Origin of the sequence: Cryobacterium shii (assembly GCF_004402595.1) — a bacterium.
Classification (GTDB): Bacteria; Actinomycetota; Actinomycetes; order Actinomycetales; family Microbacteriaceae; genus Cryobacterium; species Cryobacterium shii.
This window is the reverse complement of the sequence record NZ_SOFY01000062.1, coordinates 25,778-46,456: the sequence shown is the minus strand read 5'-3', so window position 1 is coordinate 46,456 and position 20,679 is coordinate 25,778. Positions and strand designations below refer to the sequence as shown.

The 20,679-nt window shown below is 64.5% G+C and carries 24 protein-coding genes and 1 pseudogene; 7 read left to right on the top strand and 18 right to left on the bottom strand.

The window, feature by feature from the left end; translation table 11 throughout:
- Positions 1–118: 118 nt before the first annotated feature.
- The 3 genes from E3O49_RS11615 to E3O49_RS11605 all read left to right on the top strand — a co-directional run bounded on the left by E3O49_RS11615 (position 119) and on the right by E3O49_RS11605 (position 2,210).
- Positions 119–1,048, top strand: a complete 930-nt coding sequence (locus E3O49_RS11615; protein ID WP_160141100.1) for an alpha/beta fold hydrolase — start codon at positions 119–121, stop codon at positions 1,046–1,048.
- Entirely contained in the window at positions 1,045–1,749 is a 705-nt protein-coding gene (locus tag E3O49_RS11610; protein ID WP_174235706.1) for an esterase/lipase family protein, read from the top strand. The genes E3O49_RS11615 and E3O49_RS11610 overlap by 4 nt, the downstream gene beginning before the upstream one ends.
- A gap of 86 nt (positions 1,750–1,835) precedes the next feature.
- Positions 1,836–2,210: a YccF domain-containing protein gene (locus E3O49_RS11605; RefSeq protein WP_134403366.1), complete on the top strand. Its 375-nt coding sequence runs from the start codon at positions 1,836–1,838 to the stop codon at positions 2,208–2,210.
- A gap of 23 nt (positions 2,211–2,233) precedes the next feature.
- Here the strand turns inward: E3O49_RS11605 and E3O49_RS11600 are convergent, their stop codons facing one another.
- The 4 genes from E3O49_RS11600 to E3O49_RS11585 all read right to left on the bottom strand — a co-directional run bounded on the left by E3O49_RS11600 (position 2,234) and on the right by E3O49_RS11585 (position 4,041).
- Positions 2,234–2,575 carry a DUF4234 domain-containing protein gene (locus tag E3O49_RS11600; RefSeq protein ID WP_134365506.1) on the bottom strand — a complete coding sequence of 114 codons (342 nt, stop codon included), beginning with the start codon at positions 2,573–2,575 and terminating at the stop codon, positions 2,234–2,236.
- Between the two features lie 125 nt (positions 2,576–2,700).
- Positions 2,701–2,958 carry a type II toxin-antitoxin system RelE family toxin gene (locus E3O49_RS11595; RefSeq protein ID WP_134403365.1) on the bottom strand — a complete coding sequence of 86 codons (258 nt, stop codon included), beginning with the start codon at positions 2,956–2,958 and terminating at the stop codon, positions 2,701–2,703.
- Positions 2,955–3,239, bottom strand: a complete 285-nt coding sequence (locus E3O49_RS11590; RefSeq protein WP_241976249.1) for a type II toxin-antitoxin system Phd/YefM family antitoxin — start codon at positions 3,237–3,239, stop codon at positions 2,955–2,957. Before E3O49_RS11590 ends, E3O49_RS11595 begins: the two co-directional genes overlap by 4 nt.
- Before the next feature lie 10 nt (positions 3,240–3,249).
- Positions 3,250–4,041, bottom strand: a complete 792-nt coding sequence (locus tag E3O49_RS11585) for a GntR family transcriptional regulator (protein WP_134365508.1) — start codon at positions 4,039–4,041, stop codon at positions 3,250–3,252.
- A gap of 87 nt (positions 4,042–4,128) precedes the next feature.
- Here E3O49_RS11585 and deoD point away from each other — a divergent pair, with 87 nt between their 5' ends.
- The 3 genes from deoD to deoC are packed head-to-tail and all read left to right on the top strand — an operon-like array spanning position 4,129 to position 7,031.
- Positions 4,129–4,893: a purine-nucleoside phosphorylase gene (gene deoD / locus E3O49_RS11580; RefSeq protein ID WP_134403363.1), complete on the top strand. Its 765-nt coding sequence runs from the start codon at positions 4,129–4,131 to the stop codon at positions 4,891–4,893.
- Entirely contained in the window at positions 4,893–6,317 is a 1,425-nt protein-coding gene (locus E3O49_RS11575; protein ID WP_134451644.1) for an MFS transporter, read from the top strand. The genes deoD and E3O49_RS11575 overlap by 1 nt, the downstream gene beginning before the upstream one ends.
- Positions 6,318–6,326: 9 nt before the next feature.
- A complete protein-coding gene (gene deoC, locus E3O49_RS11570; RefSeq protein WP_134403361.1) occupies positions 6,327–7,031 on the top strand; it encodes a deoxyribose-phosphate aldolase in 705 nt (234 codons plus the stop codon).
- A 52-nt stretch (positions 7,032–7,083) separates the two neighbouring features.
- On the opposite strand, the gene E3O49_RS11565 is transcribed toward deoC, so the two are convergent.
- From E3O49_RS11565 to E3O49_RS11545, 5 genes are all read right to left on the bottom strand, one after another.
- Positions 7,084–8,118 carry an NADPH:quinone reductase gene (locus E3O49_RS11565; RefSeq protein ID WP_134451642.1) on the bottom strand — a complete coding sequence of 345 codons (1,035 nt, stop codon included), beginning with the start codon at positions 8,116–8,118 and terminating at the stop codon, positions 7,084–7,086.
- 67 nt (positions 8,119–8,185) lie between these two features.
- Positions 8,186–11,083: a DEAD/DEAH box helicase gene (locus E3O49_RS11560; RefSeq protein WP_134451640.1), complete on the bottom strand. Its 2,898-nt coding sequence runs from the start codon at positions 11,081–11,083 to the stop codon at positions 8,186–8,188.
- Entirely contained in the window at positions 11,080–11,478 is a 399-nt protein-coding gene (locus E3O49_RS11555) for a (deoxy)nucleoside triphosphate pyrophosphohydrolase (RefSeq protein ID WP_134365514.1), read from the bottom strand. Before E3O49_RS11555 ends, E3O49_RS11560 begins: the two co-directional genes overlap by 4 nt.
- Positions 11,479–11,670: 192 nt before the next feature.
- Entirely contained in the window at positions 11,671–12,555 is an 885-nt protein-coding gene (locus tag E3O49_RS11550) for a DNA polymerase III subunit epsilon (protein WP_134451638.1), read from the bottom strand.
- Positions 12,556–12,588: 33 nt separating this feature from the next.
- Complete coding sequence (locus E3O49_RS11545; protein WP_134451636.1) at positions 12,589–12,966, bottom strand: 3'-5' exonuclease; 378 nt, start codon at positions 12,964–12,966, stop codon at positions 12,589–12,591.
- A 211-nt stretch (positions 12,967–13,177) separates the two neighbouring features.
- Here E3O49_RS11545 and E3O49_RS11540 point away from each other — a divergent pair, with 211 nt between their 5' ends.
- On the top strand, positions 13,178–14,023 hold the full coding sequence (locus E3O49_RS11540; protein ID WP_134403355.1) for a uracil-DNA glycosylase: 846 nt from the start codon (positions 13,178–13,180) through the stop codon (positions 14,021–14,023).
- Positions 14,024–14,071: 48 nt separating this feature from the next.
- On the opposite strand, the pseudogene E3O49_RS19035 reads toward E3O49_RS11540, so the two are convergent.
- The 9 genes and pseudogenes from E3O49_RS19035 to E3O49_RS11500 all read right to left on the bottom strand — a co-directional run.
- Positions 14,072–14,239 (bottom strand): annotated as a pseudogene (locus tag E3O49_RS19035) (VOC family protein); the annotation flags it as partial.
- Positions 14,240–14,257: 18 nt separating this feature from the next.
- The gene (arr, locus tag E3O49_RS11535) at positions 14,258–14,692 is read right to left on the bottom strand and encodes an NAD(+)--rifampin ADP-ribosyltransferase (RefSeq protein WP_370262669.1); all 435 of its coding nucleotides are present in this window, start codon (positions 14,690–14,692) and stop codon (positions 14,258–14,260) included.
- Positions 14,693–14,712: 20 nt separating this feature from the next.
- Positions 14,713–15,102 carry a hypothetical protein gene (locus tag E3O49_RS11530; RefSeq protein WP_134365518.1) on the bottom strand — a complete coding sequence of 130 codons (390 nt, stop codon included), beginning with the start codon at positions 15,100–15,102 and terminating at the stop codon, positions 14,713–14,715.
- A gap of 8 nt (positions 15,103–15,110) precedes the next feature.
- Complete coding sequence (locus E3O49_RS11525; RefSeq protein ID WP_134410490.1) at positions 15,111–15,404, bottom strand: nuclease-related domain-containing protein; 294 nt, start codon at positions 15,402–15,404, stop codon at positions 15,111–15,113.
- A 256-nt stretch (positions 15,405–15,660) separates the two neighbouring features.
- Positions 15,661–17,301: an amidohydrolase gene (locus tag E3O49_RS11520; protein WP_244285295.1), complete on the bottom strand. Its 1,641-nt coding sequence runs from the start codon at positions 17,299–17,301 to the stop codon at positions 15,661–15,663.
- Positions 17,294–17,818, bottom strand: coding sequence for a MaoC family dehydratase (locus tag E3O49_RS11515; protein ID WP_134434303.1), 525 nt, complete (start codon positions 17,816–17,818; stop codon positions 17,294–17,296). Before E3O49_RS11515 ends, E3O49_RS11520 begins: the two co-directional genes overlap by 8 nt.
- Positions 17,811–18,569, bottom strand: a complete 759-nt coding sequence (gene fabG, locus E3O49_RS11510) for a 3-oxoacyl-ACP reductase FabG (RefSeq protein WP_241976246.1) — start codon at positions 18,567–18,569, stop codon at positions 17,811–17,813. Before fabG ends, E3O49_RS11515 begins: the two co-directional genes overlap by 8 nt.
- A gap of 53 nt (positions 18,570–18,622) precedes the next feature.
- Positions 18,623–19,840: an acetyl-CoA C-acetyltransferase gene (locus E3O49_RS11505; protein ID WP_134365522.1), complete on the bottom strand. Its 1,218-nt coding sequence runs from the start codon at positions 19,838–19,840 to the stop codon at positions 18,623–18,625.
- 26 nt (positions 19,841–19,866) lie between these two features.
- On the bottom strand, positions 19,867–20,610 hold the full coding sequence (locus tag E3O49_RS11500; RefSeq protein WP_160141098.1) for a TetR/AcrR family transcriptional regulator: 744 nt from the start codon (positions 20,608–20,610) through the stop codon (positions 19,867–19,869).
- Positions 20,611–20,679: the final 69 nt, after the last annotated feature.

Here is a 20,679-nt window from a genome sequence, read left to right as displayed (position 1 = left end):
GTGACGAATCCGGCGCGCATCCGTCATATTAATGACGGATGCCACAGCCCGCGACCGCCCGGACCGCCCCAACCCGCAGGGCGATAGGCTTCCCGCACATGAACCCGAAGGAAACCCCGTGACGAGCACCGACCCCGCGAGTGCCGAACGACGGCGCGCAGCTGCCGTAGCCAACCGTGGCCGCAACGTCGAGGTGGACGGGCAGCAGTTCACCGTGCACTCCATGGCGAGCGCGTCGCGTGCGCCGGAGTCGGAGCACGAGTCGGAGGCGGAGCCCGAGCCGCCGACCTACCTGCTGGTGCACGGCATTGGGGCGTCGCACCGCTACTACCGGCGGATCCAGCAGCGCCTGGCCCTCACCGGGCACACCCATTCGCTCGACCTTCCCGGATTCGGCGGCACCCGCAAGCCCGGACGACCGCTCGGGATCGAGGAATACGGCGCCCTGCTCGGCCGGCTGATGGATCAACTCGAGGTGCCGCGCGCGGTCGTGGTCGGCCATTCGATGGGCGCCCAATTCGCCACGGAGCTGGCCCGGCAACGCCCGGATGCCGTCCCCCGCCTGGTTCTGATCGGCGCCGTCACCGATCCCCGCCGGGCCACGGCCGTGCAACAGGCGATGGGCCTGACCCGCGATGTGGTCAAGGAGCCGCCGTCGGGCAACCTGATCGTCTTCCGCGATTACCTCGAGTGCGGCCCGCGTTGGTTCTCCACCGAGCTCGTCCCCATGCTCGACTACCGCACCGACCTGGCCCTCGGCGACGTGCGCTCCCCCACCCTCGTGATCCGGGGCGCCAACGATCCCGTCTCGGGCAGCGCCTGGTGTGCGGCGCTGGCCGCCGCCGCGCCGGACGGGCATTTCCGGGAAATCGCGGGCCACCGCCACCTGGTGCACCACAGCGCCGCCGCGCAGACCGCCGCCATCATCGTGGAACACGCCCAGCGGCATCCGTCGGTCACCGGGCCGGCCCCACACACCGCGCAATCCACACACACCCAGCAAGCCCCACGCACACAGCAATCCCCCGGCACCCGGCCCGCCCCATGATTCGCCGTCTGCTGATTCGCCCTCTGCGCGATGCCCGATGGTGGATGCTCGACTACGTCTACGCGGTGAAGAGGCAGACCCGCGCCGCCCTCTCCCGCGCCCAGCCGGCGGACTTCCGCTCCGGGGCCGGCGCGCCAATCGTGATCATCCCCGGGGTGTACGAATCCTGGGCATTCATGCGACCGCTGATCCGGATTCTGCACGACCACGGGTATCCGGTGCACGTGGTGGCGGCGCTGGGCCGCAACCGCCGTTCCCTGGCGGATGCCGCCGCGACCGTCGCCGCCTACCTCGAGCGGGAGAACCTGACCGGCGTCATCATCGTGGCGCACAGCAAGGGCGGCCTGATCGGCAAACAGCTGATGACGACCCACGACCCCGACGGCCGGGTGAGCGGCATGACCGCGATCAGTGTCCCCTTCGCCGGATCCCGCTATGCGCGCTACCTGGTCGTGCCGAGCATCCGTGCTTTCGCCCCCACCAACGCCGCCCTGCACGACCTCGGCCTGGACCACCGGGTCAACGACCGGATCGTGTCCATCTACGGAGAGTTCGACCCGCACATCCCCGAGGGCAGTGAACTCGTCGGTGCCCGCAACATCCGGCTGCGCGTCGGCGGGCACTTCCGCATCCTCGGCGACCCGAGGACCGTGCGGGCTGTGCTCGACGCGGTGACGGATGCCGCGAAGCCGGCGCTCTGACCCCGCGGGGTAGCTCGTCGGGCCGGCCTGGGCGCAACCGATCTCGCTCGGCGAACTCGGCCTAACTGAGGGAGAATGGAATCCTCATGAAGACTCTCCTCAATGTGATCTGGCTCGTGTTCTCGGGCTTCTGGCTGTTCCTCGGCTACATGCTGGCGGCCCTGATCATGTTCGTGCTCATCATCACCATCCCCTGGGGAATCGCGGCGGCGCGGATCGGTTTCTATGCGCTCTGGCCGTTCGGCAAGACCGTGGTCGACACACCGGGCGCGGGCGTCGGGTCGCTCCTCGGCAACGTCGTCTGGGTGGTGCTGGCCGGCTGGTGGATCGCCCTCGGGCACCTGATGTCGGGCATCGCGCTCTGCATCACGATCATCGGTATCCCGTTCGGGATCGCCAACTTCAAGCTGATCCCCGTGGCGCTGATGCCGCTCGGCAAGCAGATCGTCGACATTCCCTAAGCGGTCAATCGACGATCCGCTGGTCAGATGCTGACCGCGGGCTGAGGGGACCCGGCGCGCAGAATCGGCGCCGGAACCGAATTGTTGAGCGAATCCTGAACGATGGCGGCGCCGATCGGGCCGAGCAGCAGAAGCAGCCAGAACGCGCCGGCACGGCTGAATCCGGTGGTCTCCTGGACGCCCACGGCGAACTTCCACAGCCACCAGTAGCTAATGATGGGGAGAATGACCAGCCACGTCGTCGGGATCCTGCTGGGCGCGACGAGGTTGATCTCGTTCTTGGTCTTCGCGAACCAAACCAGTGCGTAGATGCCGAAGGTGACGAAGGGCAGGAGCAGCGGCGCTGCAGGACTACGACGTTTCATGTGATTCTGTTCCCCCTAAGATTGCACTGAGGTACCAGCGTGGCAGCCGTGCCCGCAGGCCCCCGGAAGTTCGCGCCCCCAGTTCGGGCCGGCCGCCGACAGTGACACTCAGCCCACGCGACGGGCTACTCGTACACGTCCCGGCGATGGCCGACGGTGACCACGACCACCACGAGGATGTCGTTGCGAATGGTGTAGATAATCCGATAGTTGCCCACCCGCACCCGATAGCCGTCCCGTCCCTGCAGCGCTCTAGCCCCGGGCGGGCGAGGGTATTCGCCCAGCAGGGCGATGGCGCCTTGTACCCGACCACGGTCCTGCGGATAAATGCGCCGCAAGGCTTTGACCGCTGCCGGGCGCAATTCGATCCGGTACTTGCTCACATCCAGCCGAGATCCGCTTTGACCTGCTCCCAGGGAATGTTGTCGCCCTCGTCGGCCATCGCCGCATCAAACGCCGCGACATCCTCAGCATCCTCAAGCGCTTCTAGCATTCGCGCGTACTGTTCGGGGCTCACGAGCACCGCAGCGACCTTTCCGCGACGCTCCAGGAAGACGGCCTCTGTGCTGGCCTGGGCGATCAACTCGGGTAGGCGCGCCCTGGCGTCGGTGACGCTCGACTTCGACATGCCCCAAATGTACATCAACGTGATCGCGATGTACATGTGCGCACCACTAGTTCGGGTTGTGCTGCCTGACCGACAGTGACCCGTGACCGGGCGCGACGACACATTTCGCGGCGTAGATCGGGACTCCGCCGTGCTCCGCTGTCTGGGTGAGGACGAGGACCGCCGCTGCCGGCTCGATGTTCAGCAGTTTCGCTCGCGTGGGGCCAGCGTCGGTCGCGACGATCTGGCACACGCCGTTCGTGAAGACGTGGCCGTTGGCCTGCATGGATGCAAGGAGCGTGCGTGGTTCGGCGGCGAGCTCCGAGAGTTCGGATGCGATTCGCTCGCTCACATCGGTGAGGTAGCGCCCCGCGGGGAGATGCTCTTGAACGGTGGCAACGGGAACGCCATCCTGCAGCAAGACGCTCTCGCGGATCCAGGCGTTGGCAGCCGGGTCGAGGGAGAGCCGGTGGGACACGAAGTCCGTCACCCCTTCCAATTCGAAGCGCACCGGCTGGACAGTCAACGTCATGTTCGGGTCGGCCAAGGCGATCTCAAATGGCCGCAGCTGCTCCAGGCCGCCGTGCGGGATGGAGTCCGTGACGAATCGCCCCACTCCGCGACGGGTGACCAGTAACCCGTCTTCTTCGAGGAGCATCAGCGCCTCGCGTACGGGTGTGCGGCTGACGCCGAGCATTGCCGAGAGCTCTGTCTCCCTCGGCAGCATTTCGCCCAGCCGGAACACGCCAGAGCGGATTCCATCCGCGAGCCGGGTGTAGACGGCGACTCGAATCGGCTGGCCGACGGTGAGGTGGAGCTGCTGGTGCAAGAACGGGTGCGGTTCCAAACGGGTCGTCACGAGACCTCCTTGTCAACGCCGAACGTACCACATTTGATATGTGACCTGAGAGGTATAACCTCATACTTGAGAGACGAAGGAGTCACCATGAGTTCAACCACAACGAGGGCCGGATCACCGTCAACGACGAAGGTTCTGTATCCCCCCACGCGCAGCACTCCGCACATCGATCCGAAGGGGGTGGACATCGCCGAGACGATCCTCCTTCCGGGGGACCCGCTGAGAGCGAAGTTCATCGCCGAGACATACTTCGACGACATCCGCTGCTTCAACGAGGTTCGCAACATGTTGGGTTTCACGGGCACTTACCGAGGGCGCCCCGTGTCCGTGATGGGCACGGGTATGGGCATCCCCTCCATCTCGCTCTACAGCTACGAGCTGATCCACTTCTTCGGGGTCAAGAACCTGATCCGGGTGGGCAGCTGCGGCGCCATGCAGGAGAACATGGAGCTCTACGACGTGGTTATCGCCCAGGGCGCGTCAACCGACTCCAACTACCTGAACCAGTTCAACCTGCCCGGTGCATGGGCGCCGCTGTCGTCGTACCGGCTTCTCGAGCACGCCAAACGGATCGCCGACGAGCGCGGTCAACGCACCCACGTGGGCAATGTGCTCTCGTCCGACCTGTTCTACGGCGCCGATCCCGACGCCATGGGGAAGTGGATGAAGATGGGCATCCTGGCCGCCGAGATGGAGTCGGCAGGGCTGTTCGCCAACGCCGCGGCCGCGGGCGTCGATGCGCTTGGCATCTTCACTGTCAGCGACCACCTCGTCACCAACGCCAGGACCACCCCCGAGGAACGGCAGACCGCCTTCACCGGAATGATCGAGATCGCGCTGGAACTGATCTGATGAGCACCGCGACTCACTCCCCGCGTCCGACCCAGGTCTTCACACCGACCCGGGCCGTCCCCATCCTGCTGTTCCTCTTCGTGTTTTCCCTGGTGCTGGACAATGGCTTCAAGTTCATGTCGCCGGCACTGGCACAGAGTCTCAACCTGCCCGTCAACACCGTCAGCCTGCAAGCCACTCTGACCGGCATCCTGATCGGTATCGGTGCCGTGGTCTACGCCGCGCTGGCCGACTCGATCAGCATCCGGAAACTCATCATTTTCGCGATCCTCGTGATGACGATCGGGTCGATCGTCGGCTTCGTCTTCCAGACCAACTTCTGGCTGATCCTGGTCGGCCGGCTGATCCAGACCGCCGGCCTGGCGGCCGCCGAGACGCTCTACGTGATCTACGTCACCAAGCATTTTAGGGGCGACGAGCAGAAGAAATACCTGGGCTTCAGCACCGCAGCCTTCCAGCTGTCGCTCCTGATCGGCACCGTCGGCAGCGGCTTCATCGCCACCTACATCGGCTGGGCGGCCTTCTTCCTGGTCACCTTGCTTTCCCTGCTGACCATCCCGGTCGTGCTCCGTACGGTTGCCGCTGAGGCAACGAATGAGGGCCACGTGGACGTGTTCGGGCTTTTCCTGATCGCGGTGTTCGCCACCGGCATCATCCTGTTCATGCAGAACTTCAACTTGTTGTACCTGATGCCAGTCGTCGCGGGGCTGATTTTATTCATCTGGCACATCCGAACCCACGACAACGCCGTGATCACCATCGCGTTCTTCGCCAACGCCCAATACTCGCTGATGATCATCGTGGTGTTCGTCATCTACTCGGTCCAGCTGGGCTACACCTTCCTCTTCCCGTTCCTGGTATCCGACATCTACGGCTACAACCTCGGAGAGGTCTCCCTGCTGCTGATCCCCGGCTATATCGCCGCCGTGATAGTCGGCTCGGCCACCGGCAAAATCGCCCGGGTCCTCACATCCAAGCAGGCCATCACCACGGCGTTGATCGTGATCATCGCCTCGATGCTGATCCCGGCTCTGGTGGTGGACAAGTGGATCGGGATCTTCGTGATCTCGATGATCTTGTTCGGGATGGGCTTCGCGTTGATGTACGGCCCCCTCGTGTCGACCGCCATTGGGCGGGTGCCGGTCGAGAACTCCGGTATCGCCATCGGCTTCTACAACCTCACCATCAACATTGCCGTGCCGATCGGCATCGCCTACACCGCGGCCCTGATGAACCTGAAGCCCAACCTGCTCGGGGGCATCGCCGGCACCGATCAGGCGTCTTCTTACGCAACGGTGTTGTTGATTCTCGCGGCGGTCGCCGCCCTCGGCCTGGTGCTCTACCGCGTCTTCGTCGTTGCCCTGGAACGCCAGGGCGAACCCGAAACCGCACCCGCACCCGCACCCGCACCCGTCACCAACTAAGGACACACCATGATTTCCGCCCCCACCATCCCCCTCAGCGCGGCCATCGTCGCCCAGCACATCGACCACACCCTCCTGAAGCCCGAGGCCACCGCAGCAGACGTGACCGCGCTCATCGCCGAGGCCGTCGAGCTCGGCACCTACTCGGTCTGTGTCTCCCCGTCGATGCTGCCGCTGCGCATCCCCGCCGGCGCGGACCTCAAGGTTGCGGTTGTCTGCGGGTTCCCCAGCGGCAAGCACCACAGCGCCATCAAGGCCGCCGAGGCCGCCCTTTCCATCGAGCAGGGCGCGGACGAGGTCGACATGGTCATCGACATCGGCGCCGTCAAGGCCGGCCGGTTCTCGGAGGTGCAGGCCGACATCGCGGCCGTGCGCGCGAGCGTTCCCGCACCGAAGGTGCTCAAGGTGATCATCGAATCCGCTGCGCTGACCGATGCCGAGATCGTCGGCGCGTGCCAGGCATCCGTCGCCGCGGGCGCCGACTTCGTGAAGACCTCCACCGGCTTCCACCCCGCCGGCGGCGCGACCGTGCACGCCGTTCGCCTGATGAAGCAGACTGTGGGCGACCGGGCCGAGGTGAAGGCGTCGGGCGGTGTGCACAGCTTCGAAGAGGCCGCGGCACTGATCGAGGCCGGCGCGACCCGTCTGGGTGTCTCCGGTAGCGCCGCGCTGCTCTCCGGCGCCACCCACGCCGAAAGCGCCGGGGGCTACTGACTGCCGGCCGGGCTCGCACCTTCCATCGTGTGCGAGCCTGGCCCGCGAGCTCCTACCGGCTGACCGAAACGTCGAGCAGCACCTTCCCGACCACTCCGCTCTCGACCAGCGCATGGGCATCCGCCGTGTGCGCGAGGTCGGTGCGGTGCAGGGGCAGCCCCGACTCCTCCCCCACAGCAAGTGCGCCGTCGACGAGGGCCGCGTTGATGTCCTCGGCCGCCGCCCGAATCACGTCGGCACCCACCGTGTAGAGCAGCACGAACTGATAGCGCACGTTAAGGCTGAAGTGCTGGCGCACGTCGAGCGTCACCTGGTCGCCGCCGTTGTTGGCGTAGACCGCGATCGAACCACGATTACGGATGACGGCCAGGTCCAGCCACGAATTCTGGGCTGGCGCGACCTCCACGATCAGGTCCACCCCCTCCGGTGCGATCGCCCGGATCTGTTCGACGACGTCCGGGTCGGTGTAGGTGAGCACGTGTTGTGCACCTGCCGCCGTGGCGAGCGCCGCTTTCGCCGGCCCGCTCACGGTCGTGACAACGGATGCCCCCGCCCACCGGGCCAGCTGGATCGCCGCGTGCCCGACCGCACCCGCTCCGCCGGCCACGAGCACCACCTTGCCGGCCAGTGCGCCCGGGTGCAGCCGCCGCGGTCCGTCTTCGGCCACCGTCAGCGCGCGGTACGCGGTGATGGCCGGAACGCCGAGGCTCGCGCCCTGGTCAAAGCTCGCATTCGCCGGCAGCACGAAGACGCGCTCCGCGGGAAGCACCGCGTGCTCCTGGGCCGAGCCGCTGTTCGCGCGCTGGTAGGCGGCGAGCGCCAGCCACACCCGGTCGCCCACCGAGACGTGCTGCACGCCGGAGCCGACCGCCTCCACGATGCCAGCGCCATCCTGGCCGGGCACGACGTCGTCAAACGCGAGCGCCTGGCCCGGTGCCGAGCCGCGGCGCGACTTCCAGTCGGTGGGGTTCACGCCGCTGACCACGGTCCGCACCCGCACCTCGTCAGCTCCGGGTTCGGTCACCGGCCGATCAACGAGCTGGAGCACGGACGGGTCACCGGTCTGGCTGTACACAATGGACTTCATGTCAGGGGTAACACGAACAGCACCGCGATGTTTCCCAATCGGACGACTTCGCCTGGGAAATGGGCACCTACGCCACTGGCGCCTTAGTCGCAAAGTACTCATAGAGGCTCGACTCGATTGGGCTCGCCAGGCCAAGCGTCATGGAGACCACATCGTCCCCACTCTCGCCGGACATTTTCGTCTGGCGAGCATCCTGAGATTTGGCTGTGCCGAGATAGAAGAAGTCAGTTCCCTCTGCATCGTCTTTCTTCGCGAATACGTGAAGCGGGAGGCGATTCTCCACAATCGCCTTCACCTCGCCACTCGCGAGTGTTCGCCTGCTCCGCGTGTACCAGGTCAGGGTTGACGGGTTGAGGAACTCATCTTCATACTTCGTGCTCTCAGACACGTCTGACCCCTTGTGATAGGTCACAAAAATCGGGCAACTGTTCGAGAAGTAGTCGACTTTGTATCCGTAGATGGTGCTTTGCTGATTCGACTGCCAATTGAGCAAACGGCAGACGTCTTTGCGAGAGTAGCGTTGACCGATTTCAAGCTGCCCGCTCCACCTGTATCGGTGGCGCGCAAGATACAGTCCCGCGTCTACGACATCGCGAACGTGTATCTGGAAGAGCGCCCCTGCACCCCATGCCTCCGCGAATTTCTCGCTGAGGTAGTAGGCCCCATCGTGAAGAGAGACGATCGGGACGGCACCGAACTTCGTGGCTTCTGCTTCGGTGAAGAAAGTCAGGCTCAGTACGGCCAAGACGGAATTGAGAGTCGCCTGGTCGCTGGCCAGCCCGTTCCCGCCAAGCGCAGTTTGAAAGTGCTCAACCGTCACTCCGCCAGGATGCGACAGCAGCTTTTCGAGAAGAAGCAGCTCATGGGGCCGCTTTCCGTTGAGTAGCTCTCCGGAGAGGAACGTCAGAACCGCATCTTCGAAGGCGCCGGCCGATACATCCGTCGCACCGACCTTATTCAGGAATCTCCAATAGTTCTTCTGCTTAGTTGCAATGACCATCGGGTCGACGGTGTCGAAGCGGGCGAAGTCCATGAGTAGCGGCGATCGACCGAGGCGGTTCTTGAGGTCGACGAATGATTTTTTGAGGTTTGACATGCTGTCAAGAGTTGTAGTCGCCAGGGAAGCAAAAATCTTCTCTCTCGAAATCGCGTCAAAGTTCACGCTTGAGAGTCCAGCTATCGCTCCAGCTTCTTGCGCATCGATGATCTTCTTACGAATCGAATCCTTGTTTAGGGTGCTGTCACCGAAGAGCGCGATAGGGATCAGGTAGTTGTTGTCGTAGTTGCCAATGAAGTCGATCACCACGAGGTGGTCTTTGCCGGCGGCCTTGCGCAGTCCTCGCCCCAGCTGCTGAGTGAAAACGATGCTCGATAGCGTCTGTCGGAGCATGACCACCTGGTTGACAGACGGGATGTCGATACCCTCGTTGAAAATATCGACAGTCACGATGTAGTCGAGTTCACCCCGCTCCAGCATCTGCACAGCCAGCTCGCGCTCCTCGACCGAGTGTTTCCCGCTCAAAGCGCGAGTTCTTAGTTGCCGTCCATGGACAGCCCGATTGTTAAGAATTCCCGAGAGCTCAGCCGCTTCGGCATTCTTGCTGCAGAAGATCAACCCTTTGACCGGAACACCGGCGTGGCCATATTTTTCGATGGTCGACACGAGATGATCCACGCGTTCAGAAGCGACCAACCGGCTGAGGTCCGAGACCTGATCGATGACTTCGCCGGTCGACTTAATGTAGTCCGTGACGCCGTAGTAGTGGAACGGCGCCAACATGTCGGCCTCGAGCGCCTTCTGCAAACGAATCTCGTAAGGCACGTTGAAGTCGAACAACTCAAAGACGTTGAACTCATCCGTGCGCTCCGGAGTTGCTGTCATCCCGAGAAGGAATGCCGGCTCAAGGTGATCGATGAGCGTGCGGTAGCTCGCGGCGCCAGCTCGGTGGACTTCGTCGATAAGAACGTAGTCAAAGGCGTCAGGCTCAATCGCTCGAAGATTCTCTGGCCGAGAAAGCGACTGAATCGATGCGAACACATAGCGACGATCGAGCTCCTTCTTCGAACCAACAAACTTGCCGAAGTCGCTGTCCGGGGCACTGAGAACGCGCTTGAACTCATCAATCGCCCGGTCGAGAATCTGCTCTCGATGCACGACGAACAACATTCGTTCGGGCGCGTATCCCCGCACGTCGAGCGCGGAGAGGATTGTCTTTCCTGTCCCTGTCGCCGAAATTACAACGGCACGGCTCTCCCCGGCATCCCGCAACGTCTGAATCTCGGCGAGTGCTTCTACTTGCATTGAGTTTGGGAAGATCCTTCCCATTGGCAGCTCATCGCCGGGCAACTCGACCGATGTAGATCCCTGAAAGGCCTGGGGCTGTGGAGCCCACGTCAGTGCATATTCGTCAATCCATTTCCGCGTCAAGTTGGTCGACGCATCCATGTGTGCCTGCACGGCGCGCTTCAACTGCTGCACAATATCCCCATCAGGCAGGGCCGAAAAGCGCAGATTCCATTCCTGGTTCCTCAGCATCGCCGAGGCGGTCAAATTGGAGCTGCCAACGATCGCTGTGGTACTCGACTCCTGCTCGAATATGTACCCTTTTGCGTGGAACCCAGCAGCGGAGTCTGGATACACGTAGACATCTACGCCATCGAGGTTGAGGAGCTCACGGAACGCGGCAGGCGAGTTGAATCCGAGATAGGTCGATGTGATGATCGTGCCCATTCCTCGGTAGTCAAGGAGTGCCTGTTTGAGCAGGGCAATCGCGCTTGGCGTGATGAATGCGACCGAGAATACGAAGTTGCGCGATCGCTTGAGCTCGTCGAGGATCGCTTTCAGCATCGTCTGGCCGTTGGAATTAGATACAAGAGTGGGGTGGAAGACCTGGTCAGCCTTGACGTGTGAATTTAGGAATCCAAAAACGTTGTCGAGCGTTAGTTGACTGCGAATTTCACTCAAGCCAAGAAGTCCTTCATCACGCGCGCGACTGCGGGGATGTCGGCGGGGGCCCAATCAAGCTGATCCAGCTCGGCAGCTTGCACCCAACGAATCTCCGAGTGCTCCGTCAGGCGAGGTTCCTTGCCGATCAGCGAGCAGTAGTAGGTGGTGAGGATGACGATGCCAAAGTCGTACTCGTGCTCGGTGGTTTCGATATGTTTGCCAATTTCGGCAGAGCAGAGCAACTCTTCTTCGAGTTCGCGGAGCAATGCTTGCTGCGGTGACTCGTTTGACTCAATCTTGCCCCCGGGGAATTCCCACATGCCGGGCAGCGACATTGTCGAGCTCCGCTGTGCCGCGAGGATTGTCTCCCCTCTGGTGAGGACCGCGCCGACGACTTCGATTCTTTTCTTCAAGTGCCTACTCCGTTACTTGGCCGTCGATCCGTGTGGCCAGCTTATCTAGCAGCGGTGAGCGGCTCACATCAGGTGTGGGCGAGGCCCGCCGCTCAGAGCAAGGTCAGTCCGCTGTTTCGCTTCCAACACGCGCCCCGCATATCAACTGCTGGCTCCTCAGCGGTCACGGCCTTTGCGGGTCGCGCTCGGTGGTCAGGAACGACCCAGCAGGGAGCTCAACCCGGCTTCGCTCACAACGGGAATGCCATAGTCGCGAGCTGTGCGCGCCTTGCCCGACAAGGAGTCGGGGTCGGCCGCGACGACCAGGCGGGACTTCTTCGTCACGCCGGCTCCGGGAACAAATCCGTGCTGCGTAAGTTCGGCGTGCCAATCGGCACGCAACCGCAACATCTCACCGGTGAGAACGACGATGTCGCCCACGGTCAGCGCGAAGCGCTCCGACGAGGCGGCAGCCACCTTCGATGTCCTGGCAACCGGCGGCGCCACCAGCGCATTCGCAACCGCCGCGGTCGGAAGCCCGAGCAGCTGCGCCACGGTGACGAGGTCGGCGATTTCGGCCTCGGTGAGAACCATGTCAACCCAGGCGATATGCACGAGGTCGTCGAAGTAACGTTCGTGCAGGGCCGCACAGGTGGCGCGGCCGATGCCGAGGTCTTCGGCGAGTTGCACGAGCGCCTGCGCCTCGTGGGTTGAGAGTTCGCGGTCGAGTAGGGCGAGGTCAAGGAGGGCCAGGTAATCCAACTGCTCAGCCGGGCCAGCGAACTCGGGGAGCTTCACCGTGATCCGGTCGAGCCATGATGCGGCCTTGACCGGTCCGGCGGGGGCAACATCGTCGCGGGAAACCCACTCTGACGCCTCTCCCAGAAAGGGTGGCCAAGGCACCGCGGCGGCGCCGGCCACGCTGCGAGCCCAGCCCGGGGCATCCGGGGCCTCGGCAATGTAGGCACCCAGCAGCCTTGCGGTCGCTACGGCATCGGCCAGGGCGCGATGCGCGTCCACGAGAGGGATGTCGTACGCGGCACAACAGTCGGAGAGCTTACGACCGGAGCCCGGGAGGAACTCGCGCGCCAGCTGCATGGTGCAGAGCGCCTCCAGCTTCAGCTCAGCTTCTTAGTCGAGCCGTTCCAGCTCCGCAAGCAGGAATCCAGTGTCAAACCGCGCATTGTGCGCTACCAGCACGCGCCCGGAGATGAGCTTGACGAGCTGGGGCGCGATCTGCTCGAAGGTCGGCGCCTGCATCACATCGGCCGCGCGAATGCGGTGGATGTCCTGCCTGCCAAGGTCGCGCCCGGGGTTGATCAGCGTGTCCCATCGGCCGGTGATACGGCCCGTTTCATCCACGTGAACGATTGCAACCCCGATGACCCGATGACTCGACTTCGCGAACAACCCGGTCGTTTCGAAGTCGATGACCGCATTGCCTTTGCCGCTGCCGGCCGTCACTTCGCTCGCATCCCTGTGCGCCGGGTGGCGGAGCCTGCCGGTCATCGGAGAGCTCCTGTCCCTATGATCCCGCCGTCTACCGCTGACACTCCAAGATAATCCGGGCTCATTCTTCAGTCCCCCAGCTGCTTGCCGATCATTTCTAATGCCAGCCTAGGTGCGCCGACATTGCTACGAACGCCTGTGATCGGCCCAGCTGTCCCCAGTTGGGGGCACCGCGAATTGGAGACGAGACGGTCTCACCTAGGCTTCAGACATGACCCGACGGATGGCCGACCCAGCGTTTCGCGACGACCAGATGAGCCGAATCCACGAGCCACAGGTAAGCGCGATCAACGCGCTCTGCGATCGCCTCATGGAGGAACTGCCCGGCTACTCCGTTCCGTACATCGCACCCCACTACGGAGCCTCGACGGCCGTCATCCTCGCACTGTCTTCGAACCCCGGCCCGCAGGCCGGCGGAGCCACGGGCTCAGGCATGTTGTCACGAGAAAACAACGACGGCTCGGCCGCCCGCATGGGCGACATCTACGAGACCGTTGGCCTCACCGACGACCAGGTCGTGCCGTGGAACGCGTACCCGTGGCACGTGCACGAAACGCACCCGAACGGCCTGCCGAACCGTCTGATCGACGATGGGCTCGATGCACTCAAGCGCCTTCTCGACCTGCACCCCAACATCCAGTCCATCGTCGCCCATGGGGGCGACGCTCACCGGAGCGTTCGGCAGCTCGTGTCGAAAAAGCGATTCGGTGAGTACGCGGATGCCCGTGGGTTGAAGACCTGGAACACGCGCCACACCAGCAACCGGGCATTCATTCTGCGCGAGCCGGAAAAATCCATCGCTCTCGAGGGCGTGTGCGAGGTCTACCGCGAAGCGATGGTGCACGCCGGGCTCAAACCGATCACCGCTCTCAAGGTCGACCTGCCCGCTCCAATGACCGGGCCCGAGCTTCGAGCGGCCGCTCGGGACGAGTTGCTTCCTCTGCTACCGGGTGCGGTCGAGGCCGAGGCTCGGATCAGGGACTATGTCCACGCGCTGCCGCCGCAACGGAGTCAGCGATTGCTGGTTGAGCTTCTCTCTCGCGATCTGATTTCATAGGCCAATGAATGTCCCGTTTTCGTGACACCGCGGCATGTGAAGCTGGCCGGTCGCCACGCCGCGTAGCGGACGGCAGCCGTGCCTCGCGGCGATCTCGAGGGCTTCGTCAATGTCGTCGACTGAGAAAGTCGTCGACTGAGAAAGCGACGCGACGCATGCCAATCGCGAGTGGGGTTCGTCTCAATTGCATCGGGGGTGGATGTACTCGAAGAGTTCCGCTGGCGTTGACGCTCATCAGTTGATGATTTCCCCTCGCTCGGTCTCGCGGAGTGCTGTGAGGCGGTCCTTCCATGCCTGTAGCGCCTCGGGCGTCTGTCGCGTCCAGGCGGTGATTTCTCCGAGGACCCTGAGTGGGGCACTGCTCCGGTACGACCGGGTGGGGTTGCCGGGGAACTTCTTATCGGTCACATTCGGGTCATCCTCAAATGCCCCGGTCGGCTCGACGGCGTAGACGCGGGGGGCGCCGTCGCCCGCCGCGAGTTCGGCAGCAAGTCCAGCACCATTCGGAAGGGCGGTGAAGTAGACGTGATTCATTACGACTTCGGGACGATAGTTAGACCTGAAGCCCGCTCTCAGGAGGTCACCGTCCCGGAGATCGGCTTTTGTGCCGTGAAAGAACGGACCCTCGTCCAGCGGTTGAGTCACTGCAGCATCGTAAGCCGACGACATCCGTGCATGAAACTACCCCGTCACCACGGGCCGCCCGTCAGGATGGCGCCGAGCACGGACGGCAGCAGCTGCGACGCGCCGAAGGCGGTTGCGCACAGCGCAAGGGTGCCGACGAAGCTCCACACTCTCCGCCGCGTGCGCGCCGCGAGAACCTCGGCATCGAGCGAGGTGAAGCGCGCCAGCACGTTCTCTGTCGGCGGGAACACCGGGGCCGGCCACGTGGCCGGGTTGTCGATGATCGTGGCGAGCTCCGCCAGGTCACCGGCGTTGAGAATCACGGGACGCTTCAGGAGCCAGCGTCGCAGGGCGGCGTCGGTGGCGACTTTCACCTGTTCCGGATTCACCTTGACGGTCAACGACTTGGGGTTGACCAGGGCGAGCACGGGTTGCGCGGCCGGGAGCAGCGGCATCCGTTCTCTCAGCAGTTTCGTGACCCGCCGGCCTCGTATTCGGCGTTGCGGATGTAGGACTGCTTCTGGCCGGATACCATCAGACCTCGGCCGGCGACCCACACGGTTTTGCCCGCGTGGTGCTTCGTGTTGATGGTAAAGATGCCGCCAGGGCCGATGACGATGTGGTCGATGTCCGAGCCCTTCTTGCCGATGGGGAGGGCGTGGAAAGACGTCCACTGTGGGGGCAGGGTCGCGAGGATTTCGCCGACCACGTTCTCGCCCTTGGCGTCCAAATACCAGCTGACGCTGTCGGCGCGCAACGGAGAGTTGCCGCAGAACCGCGCGAAGGTGGTGCGTGGCGGCGTGCTGGCGTGCTGCCGTGCTGCCGCAGCAACTCCTCGCTCACCGCCTGTGCCGCGAACTCCCGGATTTCTTCGCCTGCGAGCCTGAGCCGAAGCCGGTCAGCCGTTCACCAGCGTCGTGAGGGGTCCCGAATCGACCTTGGTTTACCTGCGGAAGGTCGATTTGGGACCCCTCACAGGCGACGGTCACCATCAAGCCGGTTGGGCGTGCCGGTCACAGGCGGTCGTGGATGAAGGTTCCACCCACGACGGTTGCCATCACGGCGATGTCTGAGATCTCCTCCACCGGGCTCAACAGCGGGTTCCGGTCGAGGAACACGAAGTCGCCGAGCTTTCCGGGCCGGATGCTGCCGCGGAGCCCGGCCTCGCCGGTCGCCTCGGCGGACCCCAGGGTGTAGGCGCGAAGTGCGGCCTCCACGCTGATCCGTTCCCCGGGGCCGTAAACCTGGTCGCCGCCGTAGCGCCGTTCGACGAATGCCTGGATATTGGGCAGGACGGTCCCCGACGTCACGGGCCGATCGGAGCTGCCGGGGAGCGGTATGCCGGCTGCGATGAGCGATGCCGCCCGGTAGGACTGGTGTACGCGTTCCTCCCCGAGCGCCCGCGCCATTTCGGCGCCGAACGCGGGGACGAAACCGGGTTGGGGAACGACGACGGCGCCCACCGCCGCGAGGCGGGCGAGCTGGGCATCCGTGATGACGCCACCGTGCTCGATGCGGTTCGGGACGGAGCGTGGGCCGTAGGCCTCCCGCGCGAACTCGAACACCTCGAGGGCGAAGTCGATGGCTTCGTCACCGATGGCATGCGCGGCGATCGACCAGCCGGCGCGATATACGGCGAGGATTCTCTGCCGCATCTCCTCGACATCCCCCTGGAAGTAGCCGTGGTTGTCCGACACGCCGGCGCAGTAGGCCTCGGACATGGCGGCGGTCAGGCCCAGCAACGAACCGTCGAGGAAGACCTTGGTCGGGCCGATCTTCAGAAAATCGTTGCCGAAGCCGGTGCGAACACCGAGATCGAGGCCCAGTGTCATGTTGTCGTCGCGGTGACCGCTCATCTCGTGCAGGGCATCCAGGGAGACCATCAGTTGCGCCCGCGCTCGAAGCACGCCCGTCTCGAGCGCCGTCTGGTAGGCGCCGAGTTCGAGGGGACTGTGCCCGATCCAGCCTCCGGCGATCCCGGCCTCCGTGAAGCTCGTGATGCCCTCCGTCGCATAGACCTGGGTTGCACGATCGATCGCGCCGACGATGCTGCCCTGGGAGTACGGGAGGAACAAGCGCTGCACGGCCTGCTGCGCGCGTTCCTCCAGCAAGCCGGTGAACCGACCCCGTTCGTCGCGGACCGCCACGGCGCCGGCCTCCTCGCGGTAATCGGCTGCGAGGAAACCGGCCAGGCCGAGCGCCGTGCTGTTGACGATGCAGGCGTGGCCGGAGTTGTGCCGAATGTAGATCGGGTTTCGCGGAGCTATGGCGTCGAGCATGTCGATGTCGGGGTAGCGTCCCCCGAACTTTTGGTGATTGAAGCCCGAGGCGACGACCCATGCGCCATCCGCACTCTCGCCGGCGCGACGCTGCAGCGCCGCGTAAACGTCGTCCATGCTGCTCTGGACGCTGAGGTCCACCTCGGTGAGCGACAACCCGAACCAGGTCGTGTGGCAATGCACGTCGTTGAACCCCGGCAGTACCGTCAGGCCGGCCGCGTCGACCTCCCGATCGGCGGTGGCCCCGTCGAGTTCCTCCCCCACTGCGACGATGCGGCCGGCTGACACTCCGACCGAGCGGGCGGCGGGCCGGTCCGCATCCATGGTCAGAATGGTGGCGTTGCGGATCAGAAGATCCAGCTTGCGTTCAGACACCGGCGACCTCGGGGACCTCGGGGACCTCGGGGACCTCGGCGGCTGTTTCGGGCACGAGGGCGACGAGGGTATCGGCGACCAGTCCCGGCCGAGGAGAGCCCTCGATCTCGACGACGTAGTTCACACCCGCCAGCACCAACCCCGATTTCGCGGACACCGAGGTCAGCGTGGCTCGCGCCCGAATGCGGGAGCCCACGGGCACAGGGGCGGGAAACCGCAACCGATCGATCCCATAGTTGATGATGTCGGACACGCCGTCGACTCGGTAGAGCTGACGGGCGAACATGCTCAGCAGCGAGACCGTGAAATAGCCGTGTGCGATCGTGACGCCGTAGCGAGAACCGCCCGCGAACGCGGGGTCGCAGTGGAGTGCCTGCCAGTCCTGGGTGACGTCGGCGAAGGCATCCACTGCCGGCTGTTCGACGGTCATCCACGGGCTGGGGCCGAGTTCTTCGCCCACCGACCCGATGAGGTCGTGGGTGGAGGAGAACACGCGCAGCGGTGCCGAGTCAGCCATGCGGGCCCCCGGCGACGTACAGGACCTGGCCCGAGACGAAACCGGAGCCCTCCCCGGCGAAGAACGCGACGGCGTCGGCCACGTCTTCGGGCGAGCCCACGCGCCGCACCGCCGTGGCCACCGCCGCGCTGGCCTGCAGCTCTTCGAAGGACACACCGATTCGTTCGGCCGTGGTGCGGGTCATGTCGGTGGCGATGAATCCGGGAGCCACGGCGTTGACCGTGACCCCGAACGGGCCCAGTTCCCAGGCCAAGGTCTTCGTGAAACCCTGGATGCCGGCCTTGGCTGCGGCGTAGTTCGCCTGGCCTCGGTTGCCCAGGGCGGAGGTGCTGGACAGGTTGACGATGCGCCCCCACTTGGCTGTGACCATGTGCTTCTGCACGGCTCGGGACATCAGGAACGCTCCGCGCAGATGCACGTTGAGCACCAGATCCCAGTCGTCGGCGCTCATCTTGAACAACATGTTGTCGCGCAGGACCCCGGCGTTGTTGACGAGGATCTGTGGTTCACCCAGGCGCGCGACGACATCCGCCACCGCCTGGTCGACTGAAGCCTCGTCGGCCACGTCGACGGCGACGGCAATCGCGTTGGCGCCCGCGCCGACCAGCTCGCGCACGGTGGATTCCGCGGCCGCCAGGTTGCGGTCGAGTACGGCCACGGCGTTGCCCTCCCGGGCCAAGCGCGCCGCGATCGCGGCCCCGATTCCCTGCGCTCCCCCGGTCACTATGGCCACGTGTCGTTCATTCTTCATGATCGTTCATCCCATCTTTTTGAGCGGTCATTACCGTTTACCTGAGCCACCGTTTACCGGAGCCTCTCGAGGGCCAGGGCCATGCCCTGGCCTCCGGCCACACACATGGCCTCCAGCCCGAACTGGCGATCGTGCACCCGCAGTGAGTGCACCAGCGTCGTTGCGATGCGTGCGCCCGTCATGCCGTAGGGATGCCCCAGGGCCAGGCTTCCGCCGTTGACGTTCACCCGGCCGGGATCGATGCCGAGATCTCGGACATTCGAAAGCACCTGCACGGCAAAGGCCTCGTTGATCTCGACTTCGTCGAAATCGGCGACGGACATCCCGAGTCGCTGAAGCAATGTGCGGATCGCCGACACCGGCCCGGTGCCCATGATCTCCGGCGAGGTGGCGGAGACACTCGTGCCGAGGATGCGCGCGAGCGGCTGGATGCCCAGTTGCTGCGCGCGTCGGTCCGACATGATGACGAGTGCCGCCGCCCCGTCGTTGAGAGGGCAGCTGTTGCCAGCGGTCACGGTTCCCCCGGGGCGGAATGCCGGCTGCAGGGCCCCGAGCCCGTCCAGGGTCGTCCCGGGCCGGGGGCTGTCGTCGGCCGAGATGACCTTCCCATCGGCTCGACGGTACGGGGTCACTTCCTCGGCCCAGAAGCCCCTCGCGTCGGCGGCCGCCGCGAGGGTTTGGCTCCGCAGCGCGAACTGGTCCTGGTCGTGCCGGCTGATCCCGGAGAGGGAGGCGACGTTCTCGGCAGTCTGACCCATCTGGATGTACACGTCGGGGAGTTGCCAGTCGAGCCGTGGATCCGTCCAGGGTTCGGCGGTCTCGGCCCGGTGTCTCGACCTCGCCGCCGCCTCCTCGAAGCGAGGGCTCCGCGAGCCGGGGAGGTTGTCGACGTCGGTCAGCGCGAAGCTCGAGATGGATTCCACTCCGGCGGCAATGAAAACGTCACCCTCACCAGACCTGATGGCGTGGGCGGCCGACCGGATGGACTGCAGCGACGAGGCACAGAACCGCGACACCGTCAGCCCGGGAACCGTGTCCCAGCCCAGTTGCACGGCGATGACCCTCGCCAGGTTGCTGCCCTGAAGGCCACCGGGTACACCGCAGCCCAGGATGATGTCCTCGACCTCCCGTGGATCGAGTGGCGGCACGGCCGCGACGGCGGCCTGGATGGCGGCGACGGCGAGGTCTTCCGGTCGTTCAGTGGCGAAGCTTCCCTTGAAGGCCCGCCCGATCGGTGTGCGCGCGGTGGCGACGATGACCGCTTCAGGCATGGGTGCCCTCCCGCCTCGGGGAGAAGCTATTTGACGGCGCGGTTGGCCTTGCCGTCGGGAACCCGGATGGCCCAGATCTCTTCAACCAGCGAGTGGATGTCGAGGTGATTCTCCGGTTCGGTCCAGGTCGGCCGGCCGTCGCAGCCGCGGAGGAGCGCCGCGGCGAGTTCCACGTGGATGTCGGCGATTTCGTCGGGCGAGTGTCGGCCGTCCACGGAGTACCAGCGCGCGACGCCGGAACACATTTCGAGAAGCGCGATTCGTGCCGCGCTTTGATCGGGGACGGTGAAGAATCCGGCTGCGACACCCTCGGCGATGGCATCAGCCCAGAATTTCTCGTAGGAGTCGCGCTGCTGAATGATGAGCATGCGATCGTCCGGCTCGAGAGCGCTGACCTGGTTGTCGACCACATTGGAGGCGTCGCGCCGGAGCGCGTGGGTGATGACGTGCATCCGCACCAGGCCGGCGAGTCGGATGCGCACGTCGTCTGATTGGGATTCGATGACGCGAGCAGCCAGGAGCAGGCGATCGAGGGCGTCCTGCATGATTTGAAAGAGCAGACGCTCCTTGGTTCCCATGTAGTGATAGAGAGTGGCGCTCGACAAATTTGCGCCTGCGGCCAGATCACGGATGCCGGTGCCGTGGAAACCGCGAACGGCGAACAGGTGCACCGCCGACTCGAGCAGTCGCTGGTGGGTGTCGTTGATTGCGGGGCTGTCCACCGATCGAACGAGGGGCTCTCGACCGAGGGGTTCGACTGAGCTGGACACGGAGACTCCTCTATTTTCGAACTGCACAGGCGGCCGCTCGGATGATCGTATCCTGCGGTGCCCGATGTC